This window comes from Allobosea sp. RIT-PG3_2, from assembly GCF_057321085.1.
Genome location: NZ_JBXWCA010000002.1, coordinates 899,154 through 915,125 on the forward strand (window position 1 = coordinate 899,154; position 15,972 = coordinate 915,125).

The 15,972-nt window shown below is 66.2% G+C and carries 15 protein-coding genes; 7 read left to right on the plus strand and 8 right to left on the minus strand.

Features of this window, described 5'->3' with window-relative positions:
• Positions 1–111: 111 nt before the first annotated feature.
• From AC2FAN_RS09820 to ugpB, 5 genes are all read right to left on the minus strand, one after another.
• Positions 112–1,191 (minus strand): sn-glycerol-3-phosphate import ATP-binding protein UgpC, encoded by a 1,080-nt coding sequence (locus tag AC2FAN_RS09820; protein WP_485173593.1) that lies wholly within the window; start codon positions 1,189–1,191, stop codon positions 112–114.
• Positions 1,192–1,198: 7 nt separating this feature from the next.
• On the minus strand, positions 1,199–2,047 hold the full coding sequence (gene ugpE, locus AC2FAN_RS09825) for a sn-glycerol-3-phosphate ABC transporter permease UgpE (protein ID WP_265051113.1): 849 nt from the start codon (positions 2,045–2,047) through the stop codon (positions 1,199–1,201).
• Positions 2,047–2,796, minus strand: coding sequence for a creatininase family protein (locus AC2FAN_RS09830; protein ID WP_476805380.1), 750 nt, complete (start codon positions 2,794–2,796; stop codon positions 2,047–2,049). Before AC2FAN_RS09830 ends, ugpE begins: the two co-directional genes overlap by 1 nt.
• The gene (gene ugpA, locus AC2FAN_RS09835) at positions 2,796–3,677 is read right to left on the minus strand and encodes a sn-glycerol-3-phosphate ABC transporter permease UgpA (RefSeq protein ID WP_476805381.1); all 882 of its coding nucleotides are present in this window, start codon (positions 3,675–3,677) and stop codon (positions 2,796–2,798) included. The genes AC2FAN_RS09830 and ugpA overlap by 1 nt, the downstream gene beginning before the upstream one ends.
• Positions 3,678–3,752: 75 nt before the next feature.
• On the minus strand, positions 3,753–5,078 hold the full coding sequence (ugpB, locus tag AC2FAN_RS09840) for a sn-glycerol-3-phosphate ABC transporter substrate-binding protein UgpB (RefSeq protein ID WP_265051110.1): 1,326 nt from the start codon (positions 5,076–5,078) through the stop codon (positions 3,753–3,755).
• 198 nt (positions 5,079–5,276) lie between these two features.
• On the opposite strand from ugpB, the gene AC2FAN_RS09845 reads away from it, so the two are divergent.
• Both AC2FAN_RS09845 and AC2FAN_RS09850 read left to right on the plus strand, forming a co-directional pair.
• Positions 5,277–6,455 carry a fumarylacetoacetate hydrolase family protein gene (locus AC2FAN_RS09845; protein ID WP_485173595.1) on the plus strand — a complete coding sequence of 393 codons (1,179 nt, stop codon included), beginning with the start codon at positions 5,277–5,279 and terminating at the stop codon, positions 6,453–6,455.
• Positions 6,456–6,595: 140 nt separating this feature from the next.
• Positions 6,596–8,248, plus strand: coding sequence for a hypothetical protein (locus AC2FAN_RS09850; protein ID WP_485173596.1), 1,653 nt, complete (start codon positions 6,596–6,598; stop codon positions 8,246–8,248).
• Positions 8,249–8,250: 2 nt separating this feature from the next.
• On the opposite strand, the gene AC2FAN_RS09855 is transcribed toward AC2FAN_RS09850, so the two are convergent.
• Complete coding sequence (locus AC2FAN_RS09855; protein ID WP_485173752.1) at positions 8,251–9,147, minus strand: methylated-DNA--[protein]-cysteine S-methyltransferase; 897 nt, start codon at positions 9,145–9,147, stop codon at positions 8,251–8,253.
• Positions 9,148–9,422: 275 nt separating this feature from the next.
• Between AC2FAN_RS09855 and AC2FAN_RS09860 the strand changes: the two genes are divergently transcribed.
• Positions 9,423–9,821 carry a hypothetical protein gene (locus AC2FAN_RS09860; protein WP_485173597.1) on the plus strand — a complete coding sequence of 133 codons (399 nt, stop codon included), beginning with the start codon at positions 9,423–9,425 and terminating at the stop codon, positions 9,819–9,821.
• 17 nt (positions 9,822–9,838) lie between these two features.
• Here AC2FAN_RS09860 and AC2FAN_RS09865 read toward each other — a convergent pair whose 3' ends face one another.
• Positions 9,839–10,366: a DUF2244 domain-containing protein gene (locus AC2FAN_RS09865; protein WP_485173598.1), complete on the minus strand. Its 528-nt coding sequence runs from the start codon at positions 10,364–10,366 to the stop codon at positions 9,839–9,841.
• A gap of 20 nt (positions 10,367–10,386) precedes the next feature.
• On the opposite strand from AC2FAN_RS09865, the gene nth reads away from it, so the two are divergent.
• The 4 genes from nth (at position 10,387) to AC2FAN_RS09885 (ending at position 14,402) form a co-directional block, all read left to right on the plus strand.
• The gene (gene nth / locus AC2FAN_RS09870; RefSeq protein WP_265051105.1) at positions 10,387–11,088 is read left to right on the plus strand and encodes an endonuclease III; all 702 of its coding nucleotides are present in this window, start codon (positions 10,387–10,389) and stop codon (positions 11,086–11,088) included.
• Positions 11,089–11,229: 141 nt separating this feature from the next.
• Positions 11,230–12,276, plus strand: a complete 1,047-nt coding sequence (gene xylF, locus AC2FAN_RS09875; RefSeq protein WP_485173599.1) for a D-xylose ABC transporter substrate-binding protein — start codon at positions 11,230–11,232, stop codon at positions 12,274–12,276.
• Complete coding sequence (locus AC2FAN_RS09880) at positions 12,269–13,573, plus strand: sugar ABC transporter permease (RefSeq protein ID WP_485173601.1); 1,305 nt, start codon at positions 12,269–12,271, stop codon at positions 13,571–13,573. Before xylF ends, AC2FAN_RS09880 begins: the two co-directional genes overlap by 8 nt.
• 10 nt (positions 13,574–13,583) lie before the next feature.
• The gene (locus AC2FAN_RS09885; protein WP_265051103.1) at positions 13,584–14,402 is read left to right on the plus strand and encodes an ATP-binding cassette domain-containing protein; all 819 of its coding nucleotides are present in this window, start codon (positions 13,584–13,586) and stop codon (positions 14,400–14,402) included.
• A 109-nt stretch (positions 14,403–14,511) separates the two neighbouring features.
• Here the strand turns inward: AC2FAN_RS09885 and AC2FAN_RS09890 are convergent, their stop codons facing one another.
• Entirely contained in the window at positions 14,512–15,876 is a 1,365-nt protein-coding gene (locus AC2FAN_RS09890; protein ID WP_485173604.1) for an esterase-like activity of phytase family protein, read from the minus strand.
• Between the last annotated feature and the right edge of the window lie 96 nt (positions 15,877–15,972).

The window sequence follows — 15,972 nt, forward strand, 5'->3', positions numbered from 1 at the left end:
GTTTCTTGGAGAGACGCAAGCGTGGCGTTCTTTACTCAGACGGTATTTGTTCTGGGTTCCGGGCTCGGGCCTTCGCCCGCCCCGGAATGACGTGGAGGATGCGAAACCCGCTCAGCGCCTGCCCAGCCGCACGCCCGTCTTCGGATCGAAGACATGGACCTTGTCTGGATCGACCGTGATCCAGAGCCGGCCTTCTTGCGCCGCGACCTCGCCCGTCGCCGCCTGCATCACGAAAGGATGGCCGGCGAGCTTGCCGTGGAAGAGCTGGGTCGCGCCGAGCTCCTCGATGAACTCGACGTCGAAGGGCAGCGATCCCGCCTGCCCTTCCGAGGCGATCTCGATATCCTCCGGCCGCAGGCCGACCTCGACCGGCGTCTGCGCCGCCAGATCCTCGCGGAGGTCCCGGACCTCGATGATGGCGTCGCCGAGCGCCACGATGCCGGGGCCGTCCACTGTGCCGGGCTGGATGTTCATCGGCGGCGAGCCGATGAAGGTCGCGACGAACTTGCTGGCCGGCTTGCGGTAGACCTCGGCCGGCACGCCGATCTGCTCGACCTGGCCGCCATTCATCACCACGAGCTTGTCGGAAAGCGTCATCGCCTCGACCTGGTCGTGGGTGACGTAGATCGAGGTGACGCCGAGCGCTCGCTGCAGCTTCTTGATCTCGACGCGCATCTGCACGCGCAGCTTGGCGTCGAGGTTCGAAAGCGGCTCGTCGAAGAGGAAGACCTGCGGCTTGCGCACGATGGCGCGGCCCATGGCGACGCGCTGGCGCTGGCCGCCGGAGAGTTGGCGCGGCCGCCTCTCCAGGAAGGGCTCGATCGCCAGGATACGCGCCGCTTCCTTCACGCGCTTGTCGATCTCGTCCTTCGGCGTGCCGCGGTTGCGCAGGCCATAGGCCATGTTGTCGTAGATGTTCATATGCGGGTAGAGCGCATAGTTCTGGAACACCATCGCGATGTCGCGGTCGGCCGGCTCGATCTGGTTGACGACGCGGTCGCCGATCGCGACCTCGCCCGAGGAGATCGTCTCCAGCCCGGCGACCATGCGCAGCAGCGTGGACTTGCCGCAGCCGGAGGGGCCGACGAGCACGCAGAAGCCGCCATCGGGGATGTCGAAGGAGACGCCCTTCACGGCCTCGACGCCGCCGGCATAGACCTTCTTGACGTTGTTCAGGGTGACCTGGGCCATTCGCGGATTACTTCTCGGTTTCGACCAGGCCCTTTACGAAGAGCCTCTGCATGGCGATGACGACGAAGACGGGCGGCAGCATCGCCAGCATGGCGGTGGCCATGGCGAGCTGCCATTCGGTCAGGGCGTCGGTGGTGACGATCATCTTCTTGATGGCGATGACGATGGTCTGCATCGAGTCCTTCGTCGTCACCAGCAGCGGCCAGAGATACTGGTTCCAGCCATAGATGAACTGGATCACGAAGAGCGCCGCGATCGTGGTGATCGAGAGCGGCAGCAGCGTATCCTTGAAGAACTTGAACGGACCGGCGCCGTCGATCTTCGACGCTTCCAGCAACTCGTCCGGGATCGTCATGAAGAACTGCCGGAACAGCAGCGTTCCCGTCGCCGAGGCGATGAGCGGGACGGCGAGGCCCTGATAGGTGTCGAGCATGTTCAGATCGGAGACGATTTTGAAGGTCGGGAAGATGCGGACCTCGACCGGGAGCATCAGCGTGATGAAGATGGTCCAGAACGCCGCCATGCGGAACGGGAAGCGATAGTACACCACCGCATAGGCCGAGAGCACGGAGATGAAGATCTTGCCCAGCGCGATCGTCATCGCCATGACGAAGGAGTTGAACATCATGCCGATCACCGGCTCGCGCGTCGTGCCGGAGGTGCCGATGAAGAGGATGCGGTTGTAGTTCTCGAGGAAATACGGGCCGGGATAGAGTGGCATCTGGCCGTTGATCACGGTCGCGGCGTCCCAGGTCGAGGCGACGAAGGTCAGCCAGACCGGGAAGGCGACGATCAGCACGCCGATCGTCAGGATGACATAGGCGATCGCGTCGCCCAGGCGGCGGTCCTCGACCATCAGATCCCCTTCCCCATCTCGCGCAGGAGCCCGGCCAGAGCCTCGGCGCAGGCATCCAGGCAGGCCTGGCCCTTCTGCGTCGTGGCACGGCGGGCGTCGCCGATCACCCCGGTCTCGGTCATGTCCCGGAAGGAACGGTGGCGTGAGACGGTCGGGCGCCCGGGCAGGCCGTCGAGCGCGCCGAAAGCCTCGCCGAGACGGGCATCGCGGACCGATCCCGGCGCCAGCACCATCATCATCGAGGTCTCGACCTCGCAGGCATGCTGCACGGCCTGCTGATCCTCCAGCAACGGCGGGAGCGCCGCCTCGGCCAGCAGGAAATAGGTGGTCGCCTCGATATGCAGCCGCGTCTCACGCGCGAAATCGGGCAGGAAGGCCGTCAGCGCGGCGATGTTGCCGCCATGTCCGTTGACGATCAGCACGCGATGGAAGCCATGGCGCTCGATGCTCTTGAGGAGGGAGAGCAGCACGGCGCGATAGGTCGGGATGTCGAAGGTGAAGGTGCCGCCGAAGGCCATGTGATGCTCGGCCATGCCGCACCACAGGGTCGGCGTGACCACGACGTCGACATCGCCGGCGCGCTCGGCCGCCGCCTTGCAGACGCCGCTGCACAGGATGGTGTCGACACCGACGGGCAGATGCGGCCCGTGCTGCTCGACCGAGGCGACGGGCAGGACGACGATGGCATCGCCCGCGGCCTTGGCGCGCAGCTCCTCGGCGGTCAGTTCTAGCCAGAGCACGGACGCCATCAGTAGCTCACCTTGCGCTCGATGAAGCGGAACTGGACCGCGGTCAGCCCGATGACCATGATGAGCAGCATCACGGACTGCGCCGCCGAGCCGCCGAGGTTGGAGCCGCCCTTGCCGTCTGCGAAGACCTTGTAGACCAGCGTCTCGGTCGCGCCCGCGGGGCCGCCGCCGGTCACGGTGTCGATGATGCCGAAGGTGTCGAAGAAGACGTAGACGATGTTGACGACGAGCAGGAAGAAGGTCGTCGGCGAGAGCAGCGGGAAGACGATGGTCCAGAAGCGGCGCATCGGCCGGGCGCCGTCGATCACCGCCGCCTCGATCACGCTTTTCGGGATCGATTGCAGGCCGGCGAGGAAGAACAGGAAATTGTAGCTGATCTGCTTCCAGGTCGCGGCGAGGATGACCAGCAGCATGGCGTCATTGCCGTTGAGCCGGGGATTCCAGGCGATGCCGAGCGACTGCAACCCGCGCGCCAGCATACCGAGCGAGGGATCGAACATGAAGATCCAGAGCACGCCGGCAATGGCGGGCGCGACCGCATAGGGCCAGATCAGCAGGGTCTTGTAGACCTCGCCGCCCTTGAGCTGCCGATCCGCCATCACCGCGAAGAGCAGCGCGATCGACAGCGACAGCACGCAGACGAAGGTCGAGAAGATCGCCGTATTGATGAAGGCCTTGAGATAGCCGGGATCGGCGAAGAGCGTCTGATAGTTCTCGAACCAGACGAACTCGGTCGAGGTGCCGAAGGCGTCCTCAAGCAGGAAGCTCTGCCAGACCGCCTGGCTCGCCGGCCAATAGAAGAACACGATGGTGATCGCGAGCTGCGGCGCCAGCAGCAGGAAGGGGATGGTCAGCCCCTTGAAGTAGGCGTTCTTCTGCATCGGCTTCCTTGGACGAGACGGCCATCCCGGACGGGTTTGTCCGGGATGGCCAATGGATGCAAGAGGGCTGTCGGATCAGCGCGCCGCGGTGCGCTCGAACTGGCGCAGCATCTGGTTGCCGCGCTCGACCGCTGCGTCCAGCGCCGCCTTGGGCGTCTTCTGGCCGTTCAGCGCCGCCTCCAGCTCCTCCGACCAGATGTCGCGGATCTGGACGAGGCTGCCGTAGCGCAGGCCCTTCGAGTTGTCGGTCGGGGCCTTGTTGGTCAGCTCGAGGAGCGGGGTCTCGAGATAGGGCTTGTCCTTGTAGAAGCCCGACGCCTTGACCTTCTCATAGGCTGCCTTGGTGATCGGCAGGTAGCCCGACTCGGTGTGCAGCTTCACCTGGCGGTCGACATCCGACAGGAAGGTGAAGAACTTGGCGACGCCCTTGTACTCGGCCGGCTTCTTGCCGCCCATCACCCACAGCGAGGCGCCGCCGATGATCGAGTTCTGCGGAGCGCCCGCGGCTTCCGGATAATACGGCATCGCCGCATTGCCCCAGTCGAACTTGGCGTTCGCCTTGACGTTGCCGAAGAAGCCCGAGGAGGTCAGGAAGATCGGGCATTCGCCCGAGGTGAAGCGGCCTTCGCCGTTGTTGGTGCGGCCGGAATAGTCGTAGGTCTTGTCCTTCTGCAGCTCGACCAGATTGGTCCAGTGCTTCAGGAAGAGCGGGCTCTGGTTGAAGTTCATGACGGCGTCGAAGCCGGCCATGCCGTTGACCTTGGTCGAGAGCGGCACGTTATGCCAGGCGCCGAACTGCTCGATATTGGCCCAGGGCGCCCAGGCGTTCGAGACGGCGCATTTGTCGAAGCCGGCAGCCTTCAGCTTCTTGGCGGCCTCGAAGGTCTCGGGCCAGGTCTTCGGCGGCTTCTCGGGGTCGAGGCCCGCCTTCTTGAAGGCGTCCTTGTTGTACCACATCACCATCGACGAGGAATTGAACGGCATGGAGAGCATCTCGCCCTTGGCCGTCGAGTAATAGCCGGTGATGGCAGGCAGATAGGCGTTCGGATCGAACTTCTCGCCGGCTTCCTTCATCATCTCGTGGACCGGCTTGACCGCGCCCTTGGCCGACATCATCGTGCCCGTGCCGACCTCGAAGACCTGCAGGATGTGCGGCGCCTGGCCGGCGCGGAAGGCGGCAATGCCGGCGTTCAGCGTGTCGGGGTAGGAGCCCTTGTAGACCGGAACGACCTTGTAGTCCTTCTGCGAGGCGTTGAAGTCCTCGGCGAGTTTCACGACGACGTCATTATTCGCGCCGGTCAGCGCGTGCCACCACTGGATTTCGGTCTGTGCCAGGGCAGGCGAGGCGCCGGCGAGCGCGAAGGCCGCTACCGACATCAGGATGCGCGATTTGATGGTCATGGACGATCTCCCTTCCGCGGGCGGACCCCGCCGCGGTTCTTGTCGTTGGTGCGCAAGCTAGCATGAAGCGCAGGCGACATTTCAATGACAAATCGATGACGCCTGCCGCAATGCGCCTATGGTCGCGGTACGGCTTGCGCATTCGCGCATAACCGGCTGATCTGCGCTCCCGACTCGAACTCGTTTCCGGACCGCATCATGCCGAAGCTCGACCTTGCCGTGACCGCAACCCTGCCGACGGATTCCGCTGCGGCCGCGCTCGTCGGCCGGGTCTGGCGCCCCGATCTCGGCGGCCCCGCCGTGGTGGCGCTGCGCGACGGGCAGGTCGTCGACATCACCGCCGCTTTCCCGACCAGCCGCGACCTCTGCGAGAGCGCCGATCCGGCCGCGGCGCTGCGGGCGGCCCAGGGCGAGACGCTCGGGTCCCTGGCCGACATCCTCGCCAACACCCCTGTGGACAGCCGCGATCCGAAGCGGCCCTGGCTGCTATCCCCGCTCGACCTGCAGGCGGTGAAGGCCGCGGGCGTCACCTTCGCAGTCTCGATGCTGGAGCGGGTGATCGAGGAGAAGGCACGCGGCAACCCGGCGGCTGCCGCAACGATCCGCGAGGAGATCGGCAAGCTCATCGGAGACGACCTCTCCAAGCTCAAGCCCGGCTCGCCCGAGGCGATGCATCTCAAGGAGGTGCTGATCAAGCAGGGCGCCTGGAGCCAGTATCTCGAGGTCGGCATCGGCCCGGACGCCGAGATCTTCACCAAGGCCCCGGCGATGTCGACGGTCGGCACGGGAGCCGATGCCGGCCTCCATCCCGCATCGAGCTGGAACAACCCCGAGCCGGAGATCGTGCTGGTCGTCGCGTCCGACGGGCGCATCGTCGGCGCCACGCTCGGCAACGACGTCAACCTGCGCGATGTCGAGGGCCGCTCGGCCCTGCTGCTCGGCAAGGCGAAGGACAACAACGCGGCCGCCGCCGTCGGCCCCTTCATCCGCTTCTTCGACGCGGGCTTCACGCTCGATCATGTCCGCCGCACGACCGTGACGCTGACGGTAGCGGGCGAGGACGGCTTCACGCTGGAAGGCTCCTCCTCGATCGCCAAGATCAGCCGCGACCCGGCCGACCTCGCCGCGCAGATGATCGGCCCGCACCATCAATATCCGGACGGTGCGGCGCTCTATCTCGGCACCATGTTCGCGCCGATCAAGGACCGCGATGCGCCGGGCGGCGGCTTCACCCATAAATACGGGGACATCGTCACCATCGCCGCGCCGGAGCTGGGCAGCCTCGTCAACCGGATGAAGCGTACCGACGCCTGCGAGCCCTGGACCTTCGGCGCCTCGCATCTGATGCGCCATCTGGCTAAGCGCGGGCTGCTCTAGTTGCAGCCCCGGCCGGGGTTTCTGCAATCGCAGCAGGCTGCTGGTAAGGATTGTCTGCCATAGCGCCGGCTGGACCAGGAGAGTTCGGCGTGGCGATGAGCGAGATCGGGGGGCGACACTCCCAAACGCGGGGCAGCCGTATGGCGGCACGGCTCGTGCTTTCTCCCGGCCTATGGATCGCCGCTTTCGCGGCGCTGGCCGTCGCAGGGCTGATCCTGCCGCTGCGCCTGCCGATCGGTGCGAATGCCTGGGATACGGTTGTCTATCTCGATGCGGCCTGGCGCATCAGGCTGGGCCAAGTGCCGAGCCTCGATTTCTTCGTGCCTGTCGGGCCGCTCGGCTTCTACCTGACCGCCGGCCTCGACGCCCTCTTCCCGAATGCGCAGCCGATGCTGCTGATCAACTGGGCGCTGCTGCCGGTGACGCTGCCGGTGCTCGCCTTGCTGGCGAACGACGTTGCCCGGCGATCGCGCGCGCAGGCGCTGGCGCTCGTGCTGCCCTTCCTGCTGTTCGCGGCGCTGCCGATCAACCTGCATTCATTGTATCCGATGCCGGGTTTCGACGGCTTCGGCTTCTACAACCGGCATGCCGCCATGCTGCTCTACCTGCTGATCGCGACGCTGCTCTTCGCGCGGCGCCGCCTGCAGGTCGCGCTCGTCGCGGCGCTGATGCTGGCGCTCTTCCTGGCGAAGATCACGGGCGCCGTCACGGGCACGCTGCTCGTCGGCTATGCGATGCTGAGCGGGCGCATGCGCCTTCGGGATGCGATCACGGCCGCGGCTGCCGTCATCGCCGCGCTCGCGCTGCTGGAAATCACGACCGGGCTGACCTCGGCCTATCTCGCGAATGTCCTGACGCTGCTCGGGCTCAACACCGGCACGCTGCTGCCGCGCTTCCTGACTGTGGCCTCGATAAAATTCAACGTCATCGGCCCGGCCCTGCTGCTGCTCGCGGCGCTGGCCTTCTCGGCATGGCGGGACGGGCTGCCGCGCACCCTCGCGGGCTGGCGGACCCTCGCGGATTCGCCTCTCGGCTGGCTTGCCGTGGGTCTTGCGGCGCTCGCCTTCTTCGAGACCCAGAACACGGGCTCGCTCGAATTCATCGGCTTATGGCCGATCCTGCTGCCGGTCCTCTCCGAATGGTGGCAGCGTCGCGATGATTGGCTGCGGCCGGTGATGCTCGTGCTGGTGCTCGCGGTCGCCTTGCCCTCGGCCGTGATCTGTGTCGAACGGGGCATGCGTGCCGCCATGAGCGCCCCGACCTATGCCGGCCTCGACGTGCCCGATCTCGGACCGCTCGGGCGGGTCAGCGTGAAACCGGATATCGCCTCGCGCGCGGCCGGGATGCTGGAGCACTATGCCAACCAGCAGGAGAGCTATCGCGATCTCGTCCGGCGCGATCTGCTGCCCTCCTACATCCTCTATGCGGAAATCGACGCTCAGGCGACCTGGATGCTGGAGATCCAGCAGGGCATCACGGCGATCCGCAATTGGGAGGCTGCGAACAAGCGCCAGCTCAATGGCGTCTTCACGCTCGATTTCGTCGATCCGATGAACCGCCTGCTCCGGCTCGAGTCCGCCCGCGCCGTGCCGCTTGGCCTCGATCCCGGCCGCAGCACGCCGCCGATCAAGCCGGCCATGCTGACGGAGCTGGGACGGATCGACGCGATCCTGGCACCGAAATGCCCGCCAACCACGGCGCGCGAGGCCATCCGCAAGCTCTTCGCCGGCGCACTCGAAGGGCGCGAACGGATCGCGCTCGCGCCCTGCTGGGACATGTATCTGCGGCGCTGAATTCAGCCGGCGGCGGCCTGCCCGGCTTCCCAGCCGAGGATGGCGCGCTTGCGTGTCAGGCCCCAATGATAACCGGTCAGCGCGCCTGACTTGCCGATGACGCGGTGGCAGGGCACCACGAAGGAGATCGGGTTCTTGCCAACAGCCATGCCGACGGCGCGCGCCGCGCTCGGCCGGCCGATCTGGTTGGCAACCTCGCCATAGGTCGTGGCGCAGCCGACCGGGATCCTCAGCAGCGTCTCCCAGACCCGTACCTCGAAATCGGTACCGATCAGAACCACGCGCAGCGGCGTCTCCGCCGACCAGGCCTTGGGCTCGAAGATGCGGCCGGCATAAGGTGCGGTCAGGACAGGATCATAGTGGTAATCGGCATGGGGCCAGCGCCGCATCATGTCGGCCAGCGCCTCGGCACGCCCGCCGACGACCTTGCCGCCATCGGCGCTGTTCGAGACCCAGCCGAGCCCGGCCAGCCCGCGATCCGTGACCACGATCAGCGCCTCACCGAAGGGCGAGACATGGAAGCCGTAGGAGAGCTTCAAGCCCCCGCCACCGGCCTTCCATTCGCCCGGCGACATCGCCTCATGCGTGACGAAGAGATCGTGCAGCCGGCCGGGGCCGGACAAGCCGACCTCGAGCGCGGTATCGAGCACGCTGGCCGAGGAGGCGAGCAGCCCCTTGGCGTGGTCGAGCGTGATCGCCTGCAGGAAGGCCTTCGGCGTCAGCCCGCACCAGCGCCGGAAGAGATGGTGGACATCGGTCGGCGTCGCGCCGGCCGCATCCGCGATCGCCTCGATCGTCGGCTGCTCGCGCCAGTTATGGGTGATGAAGGAGAGGATGCGCCGGACCGTGTCATAGTCCGAGCCCGGCGGCGTCGTGGGGAAATCGGCCTCGCTCGGCATCGCCTCGGCAGCACGCGCCAGCACCGCATTGGAGAAGCGCGTCGGGGTCATCGCCGTTTTCATGGAAGCATTCATCGTGAGCCTCGCATCGTTCGTCATGATGCGAATCTAGGGTATGCACCATGCCGTTCCCACCCGAAAGCTGCGGAGCTCGCGGGAGCTGTTCCCAGATAAAACCTGCTCCGAAAACGCTGCATTAACGCCGTGCCCTGATTGGGATTTGCGACTCCCTTGTCCCGTGCCATTCTTCCGAAAATGTCTCGGGGCTTCCGGCTATGAAGCGTTTTGCCATCCTGTCCGGCTTGATCGGCGTCTTGTCCCTGCTTCATGGTCCGGTTCACTCTCAGACCAACGGAATGACGGGTGTCTGGCGCCAGATCGGCTCGAATGCCGGCCACTGCGGTCACTGCCGGATCGAAATCCGTCAAGGTGAATCATCCTCGATGGTTGCGGCCAATAATGGCTGGTCGGCAAACATCCGTTTCGAGCAGATCGATCAGGCCGAAACCGCGTCCGGCTCGGGTCGCTGGAAAGACACCGGCAATGCCACATATTCGAGACAATTCTTCCGTATCGAGCTCATCCGCTTGGAAGAAAGACTTTATCTGGTCATGACCGGGACCAATTTTAAGGTTGAAGCTGTTTTCGAGCGCAGTCCCGGCGACAGTATCTGACGACCCGGCGTCCTCGCTCAGCCTCGCCCGAAATCCCCGCCCCGTCTCGCCTGTGCCAGCGCCGCACCCAACGCTTGCGCAAAGCCCTCCCGCTCCTGCGGCGAAAGCGCGCCGGCAACCGCGACGCTCTGCCCACGCGAGACCAGTTTCAGCACCAGCAGGCCGTAATCCTCGTCGGTCTGGCGTTCGAGCCGGGTCCAGGCCGGATTAAAGCGCCAGACCGCCTCGCGGCCGTGATGCGAGACCTTGCGCAGCAGGACTTCCAGCGGCGTCACCACGATGCGCTCGAAGGCGCGGGCGTGGCGGAAATTGACGTGGAAGGCGATGAACAGCGCGACGACGTCGATGCCGAAGAAACCGGCGACCGGCCAGGCGCCGAGCACGACGAAGGGAATCGAGGAGACCACGCTCGCCAGGCAGACCAGCGTCATCACGATGCGGAAGCCGTTCCGGCCGAGCGAGCGATGCGGCGTGATCGTCGCGTCGAAGACCGGCCGCTTCGCAGCGTCCTCGCCTTCGCTTGCTGGGCTCTTGCCGGGTTCCATTGCGGTATTATAACGCCGACATGGATCAGCAGAACAGGCCCGCGCGCGCCCGTGCTCCGGCGAAACGCATCACGTTGGCGCGCGCCCGCAAGCCGGCCGAGATCCGCGAGATCTTCGAGCGGTTCCGCGCCGCCAATCCGGAGCCCAAGGGCGAACTCGAATCCGTGAACGCCTTCACGCTGCTGGTCGCCGTCGTGCTCTCGGCGCAGGCGACCGATGCCGGCGTCAACAAGGCGACGCGCAAGCTCTTCGCCATCGCCGACACGCCGGAGAAGATGCTGGCGCTGGGCGAGGAGACGGTGCGCGAGCACGTCAAGACGATTGGGCTCTATCGCAACAAGGCGAAGAACGTGATCGCGCTCAGCGAGAAGCTGATCGCGCAGTTCGGCAGCGCAGTGCCGACCACGCGCGAGGAGCTCGAAAGCCTGCCCGGCGTCGGCCGCAAGACCGCGAATGTCGTGCTCAACATCGCCTTCGGCGAAATCACCCATGCGGTCGACACCCATGTCTTCCGCGTCGCCAACCGGCTGCGGATCGCGCCCGGAAAGAACGTGCTGCAGGTCGAGATGGGGCTGGAAAAGGCAGTGCCGGAGGAGTTCGGCCGGCATGCCCATCACTGGCTGATCCTGCACGGGCGCTACACCTGCAAGGCGCTCAGGCCCGAATGCGGCCGCTGCATCCAGAACGACCTCTGCGATTCACCCGACAAGCGCGTCGCCTGACCTGCCGGCCAGGTTGCCGCCAGCCCTCCGTTAGTCTGCTTGACAGCTTCTCCCCTCTGGGTTGTGCTCCACCCGCCGGACGCCATACGGGCTCGGAAAGCCTGAGAGTCAGCGGCAGAGGAAGCTCAGGAGGTCAGTGTGATGAAGCGTTTCGTCCTCGCGGCGAGCATCGCCGTTGCCGCCATGTCCATTCATTCCAGCGCCATCGCGCAATCGAAAGGCCCGGTCATCGGGGTCAGCTGGTCGAATTTCCAGGAAGAGCGCTGGAAGACCGACGAAGCCGCGATCAAGGCGGCTGTCGAGAAGGCCGGCGGCACCTATCTCTCCGCCGATGCGCAATCCTCGCCGGCCAAGCAACTCACCGATGTCGAGAGCCTGATCGCGCGCGGCGCCAAGGCGATCATCGTGCTGGCGCAGGATGCTCAGGCGATCCGGCCCGCCGTGGAAAAGGCGGTGAACGAGGGCATCGGCGTCGTCGGTTACGACCGCCTGATCGAAATCCCGCAGGCCTTCTACCTGACCTTCGACAATGTCGAGGTCGGCCGGATGATGGCGCGCGAGATCCAGCAGGCGAAGCCGGAGGGCAACTACGTCTTCATCAAGGGCTCGAGCTCGGACCCGAACGCCAATTTCCTCTATCAGGGCTCGATCGAGGTGCTGAAGCCCGCGATCGACGGCGGCAAGATCAAGAATGTCGGCGAAGCCTTCACCGATGGCTGGCTGCCGGCCAACGCCCAGCGGAACATGGAGCAGATCCTGACCCGCAACCAGAACAAGGTCGATGCTGTGATCGCCGCCAATGACGGCACGGCCGGCGGCGCCATCGCGGCGATGGACGCGCAGGGGCTTTCCGGCTCGGTGCCGGTCTCCGGCCAGGATGCCGACCGCGCGGCGCTCAACCGCGTCGCGCTGGGCACACAGACCGTGACGATCTGGAAGGATGCGCGCGAACTGGGCCGCAACGCAGCCGAGATCGCTCTCAAGCTCGCCGGCGGCGCCAAGCTCGCCGATGTCCCGGGCTCGGCGGCGTGGGACCAGGGCCCGTCCAAGCAGAAGATGACGGCGCTGTTCCTGAAGCCGGTGCCGGTGACGAAGGACAATCTCGGCGTGGTGATCGAGGCCGGCTGGGCGGCGAAATCCGCGGTCTGCCAGGGCGTCGCAGCCGGCAAGGTCAAGGCCTGTGACTAACACGACCCCGGCGCCGGCTCATCCGGCGCAGGAGCGCAAGCGCTTCAGCGACCATCTGCGCGAGATCGAATTCGATCCGCGCATGATCGGGATGGTCGCCGCGCTCGCGATCATCTGGCTCGGCTTCAACTGGCTGTCGGACGGCGCCTTCCTGACGCCGCGCAACCTCTGGAACCTGCTGGTCCAGACCGCGTCGATCTCGATCATGGCCTGCGGCATGGTGCTGGTCATCGTCACCCGCAACATCGACCTCTCGGTCGGCTCGATGCTCGGCTTCGTCGGCATGGTGGTCGGGCTCGTGCAGGTCCGGCTGCTGCCCGAGCTGTGGGGCTTCGAGCACCCGCTGACCTGGGTGGTCAGCCTCCTGCTCGCGATGACGCTCGGCGGCTTGGTCGGGCTGATGCAGGGCGCATTGATCGCCTATCTCGCCATCCCCTCCTTCATCGTCACGCTCGGCGGGCTCCTGGTCTGGCGCGGCGCAGCCTGGTGGGTGACGCAGGGCCAGACCATCGCGCCGATGGATTCGCGCTTCCGCCCCTTCGGCGGCGGCGTCGAGGGCGCCATCGGCACGAGCGCCTCCTGGGCGATCGGCATCGGCCTGTGCGTGGCGATCTGCGTGGCGGCTGCGCTGATCCGCCGGCGGCGCAAGCGCTTCGGCTTCGTGCTGCGCCCGCTCTGGGCGGAGATCGCGATCACCGGGCTCGGCTGCGCGGCGGTGCTGGCGACTGTAATGGTGGCGAATGCCTATGCGCTGCCGGCCGGGATCGCGCGGCGCGTCACCGAGGCCAAGGGCGGCACCTGGCCGGAGGGCGGCCTGACCATCGGCCACGGGCTCGCCGTTCCCGTGCTGATTGCGCTAGCGGTCGGCGTCGCCATGACCTTCCTCGCCAATCGCCTGCGCTTCGGCCGCTATGTCTTCGCCATCGGCGGCAACCCCGAGGCGGCGCAGCTTTCCGGCGTGAACACGCGCAAGGTGCTGATGCTGGTGTTCGGGCTGATGGGCGTGCTCGTCGGCATCTCCGCCTGCATCTCGACGGCGCGGCTCAATGCTTCGACGAACGCGGCCGGCACGCTCGACGAGCTCTATGTGATCGCGGCGGCGGTCATCGGCGGCACCTCGCTCGCCGGCGGCGTCGGCACCATCGCGGGCGCGATGCTGGGCGCGCTGGTGATGCAGTCGCTGCAATCCGGCATGGTGCTGATCGGCGTCGATGCGCCCTTGCAGAACATCGTCGTCGGCATCGTTCTCGTCCTCGCGGTCTGGCTCGACGGGGTCTACCGCCAGCGGCTGAGCTGAGGAGGCTCCGATGAGCATCGCGGAACCGACTGATCTCGCCGAGACCCATCCCGGCCAGGGCACGCCACTGATCGAGATGCACGATATCTCGATCGCCTTCGGCGGCATCAAGGCGGTGGATGGTGCCAGCGTCGACCTGATGCCGGGCGAGGTCGTCGGCCTGCTCGGCCATAACGGCGCGGGCAAGTCGACGCTGATCAAGATCCTGTCCGGCGCCTACCGGGCCGATTCCGGCACGATCCGGGTCGACGGCGAGGAGGTCTCGCTGTCGAGCCCGCGCGACGCCAAGCGCCACGGCATCGAGACGATCTACCAGACGCTCGCGCTCGCCGACAATGTCGATGCCGCCGCCAACATCTTCCTCGGCCGCGAGCTTCTGACCGGCTGGGGCACGCTCGACGATGCGACGATGGAGTCGGAGACCCGCAAGGTGATGGGCCGGCTCAACCCCCATTTCCGGCGCTTCAAGGAGCCGGTGAAGGCGCTTTCCGGCGGGCAGCGGCAGTCGGTCGCGATCGCCCGCGCCATCTATTTCAATGCCCGCGTGCTGATCATGGACGAGCCCACGGCAGCGTTGGGGCCGGCCGAGACGAAGCAGGTTGCCGAGTTGATCCTGCAGCTCAAGAAGCAGGGCATCGGTATCTTCCTGATCAGCCACGACCTGCACGATGTCTTCGACCTCGCCGACCGCGTCACGGTGATGAAGAACGGCAAGGTGGTCGGCACCGCGCGCACCGGCGACGTCACCCAAGACGAGGTGCTGGGCATGATCATCTCGGGCAAATGCCCGCCGGCCGCGGTGAAAGGGCCGGGGGCTTTGCGGGGGTAGGAAGGGCGCGGGGAACCGTCATGCTCGGGCTCGACCCGAGCATCTCCTGCAAGAGATTCTCGGGTCTGCGCTTCGCTCCGCCCGAGAATGACGGCCCTCTGCTACCGACTCACTTCGCGTCGAGCAGCTCCTTCACCGACAGCAGCACGAGTTCGTTGTCATCAGCCTTCTTCGGATCGCGCGAGGAGGAGAAGGGCAGGTTGTTGTCGTTGCCGACGACGATGATGCCGCCCGCGCGATCGACGACGTCGACGTTCTCGATGGTGAAGAAGGGGAAGGGCAGCACGCCGTCGATGGCGCCCTGCTTCGCCTTCTTGTCGGGATCGGCGATCTTCATCAGGTCAATATAGCCGACCTTGCGCACGGACTTGCCGACATTGGCGTCGGTCATCTCGATCTTCACGATGCGCTTGAACTTGGCGAGGTCGTGGAAGCAGTCCGGGCCCTTCTGACCGGCGGCACAAGCCTTGTCGGCGGTGCCTTCGCCGTTATCCCTTTCGATGATCAGCGCTGTGGTTCCATCGATCATGTTGAAGTCGCCGATGGCGTTGACCTTGTCCTCGAGCGGGAAGAACCAGGAGCGGCCGGTCCACTTCTCGTTGGCGACGTCGAATTCCAGGATGCGCAGCGCGTCCTTGCCGTCGACCTGCTCGTTGGCCTTGGTCTCGGCGTTCCAGAGCGGGCCTTCCAGCAGCGGGTAGAGGAAGCGGCCATCCGGCGACTGCGCCATGCCCTCGAAGCCCTTCGAGCGGCGGGCATTGAAGGCGACGGGCAGCGGAGCATCGGGGGCGCCCGGCGTCGTCACGGCGTAATGGTCGGGCGAACGCACCGGCTTGCCGTCGGCAAACGTCTCGAACACGGCCTCGACCTTGCCGTTGGCGTCGACGCGGATGAGGTAGGGGCCGAACTCCTCGCCGATCCAGTACTTGCCGCCGATCGGCTGGATCGATTCCGGATCGAAATCGGCGCCGGTCAGGTGGCGCTTATCCGTGCCCTCATGGACGATGCGGAACGGCACCTTCTTGTCGGGATCGTGCAGGAAGGTCGTCGCGAGGCGCTCGATCTTGCCGCCGGCGAAATCGGCCTTCAGCCGATGGAAGAACAGCGCGGCATCGGGGGAGTTCGCCTTCGTGCCGAAGCCGTTGTCGGTCAGCACGAGGAACTCGCCATTGCCGAGCGAGCGGATGCCGGAGAAGCCCTGTACGGGCTGGCCGGCGAAGGGGGTGGAAAGGCCGGTCGGACGCCCGCCCGAGGTTCCCACCACGGTGCTGAGCGCCTCGACGCGCTTGCCCGGCGTGACGAACTTGCCGGAGACCTTGAGATCGGCCGGGGCATCGGCCGGAGCCGGGATGATGGTGTTCGCCGGCAGCAGGGCGTGGCCGACGAGCTTCGCCGGGAACTCCTTCTGGGTTTCCTGGGCCCCGGCGAGCATGGTCGAGGACAGCAGCAGGGCGGCGATGAGTGACAGGCGCATGGACAGCTCCGGGGGAGGACGAAGCATTTCGCTTCGCCCGCCCGGATTGCGACACGACGACAGCCCTGCGACCGTTCCGTGACGGTCGCGCCGGCT

Coding starts and splice junctions, on each gene's coding strand:
- AC2FAN_RS09820 (WP_485173593.1), bottom strand. CDS start 1,191: ATGGCCCAGGTCACCCTGAACAACGTCAAGAAGGTCTATGCCGGCGGC.
- ugpE (WP_265051113.1), bottom strand. CDS start 2,047: ATGGTCGAGGACCGCCGCCTGGGCGACGCGATCGCCTATGTCATCCTG.
- AC2FAN_RS09830 (WP_476805380.1), bottom strand. CDS start 2,796: ATGGCGTCCGTGCTCTGGCTAGAACTGACCGCCGAGGAGCTGCGCGCC.
- ugpA (WP_476805381.1), bottom strand. CDS start 3,677: ATGCAGAAGAACGCCTACTTCAAGGGGCTGACCATCCCCTTCCTGCTG.
- ugpB (WP_265051110.1), bottom strand. CDS start 5,078: ATGACCATCAAATCGCGCATCCTGATGTCGGTAGCGGCCTTCGCGCTC.
- AC2FAN_RS09845 (WP_485173595.1), top strand. CDS start 5,277: ATGCCGAAGCTCGACCTTGCCGTGACCGCAACCCTGCCGACGGATTCC.
- AC2FAN_RS09850 (WP_485173596.1), top strand. CDS start 6,596: ATGGCGGCACGGCTCGTGCTTTCTCCCGGCCTATGGATCGCCGCTTTC.
- AC2FAN_RS09855 (WP_485173752.1), bottom strand. CDS start 9,147: ATGCCGAGCGAGGCCGATTTCCCCACGACGCCGCCGGGCTCGGACTAT.
- AC2FAN_RS09860 (WP_485173597.1), top strand. CDS start 9,423: ATGAAGCGTTTTGCCATCCTGTCCGGCTTGATCGGCGTCTTGTCCCTG.
- AC2FAN_RS09865 (WP_485173598.1), bottom strand. CDS start 10,366: ATGGAACCCGGCAAGAGCCCAGCAAGCGAAGGCGAGGACGCTGCGAAG.
- nth (WP_265051105.1), top strand. CDS start 10,387: ATGGATCAGCAGAACAGGCCCGCGCGCGCCCGTGCTCCGGCGAAACGC.
- xylF (WP_485173599.1), top strand. CDS start 11,230: ATGAAGCGTTTCGTCCTCGCGGCGAGCATCGCCGTTGCCGCCATGTCC.
- AC2FAN_RS09885 (WP_265051103.1), top strand. CDS start 13,584: ATGAGCATCGCGGAACCGACTGATCTCGCCGAGACCCATCCCGGCCAG.
- AC2FAN_RS09890 (WP_485173604.1), bottom strand. CDS start 15,876: ATGCGCCTGTCACTCATCGCCGCCCTGCTGCTGTCCTCGACCATGCTC.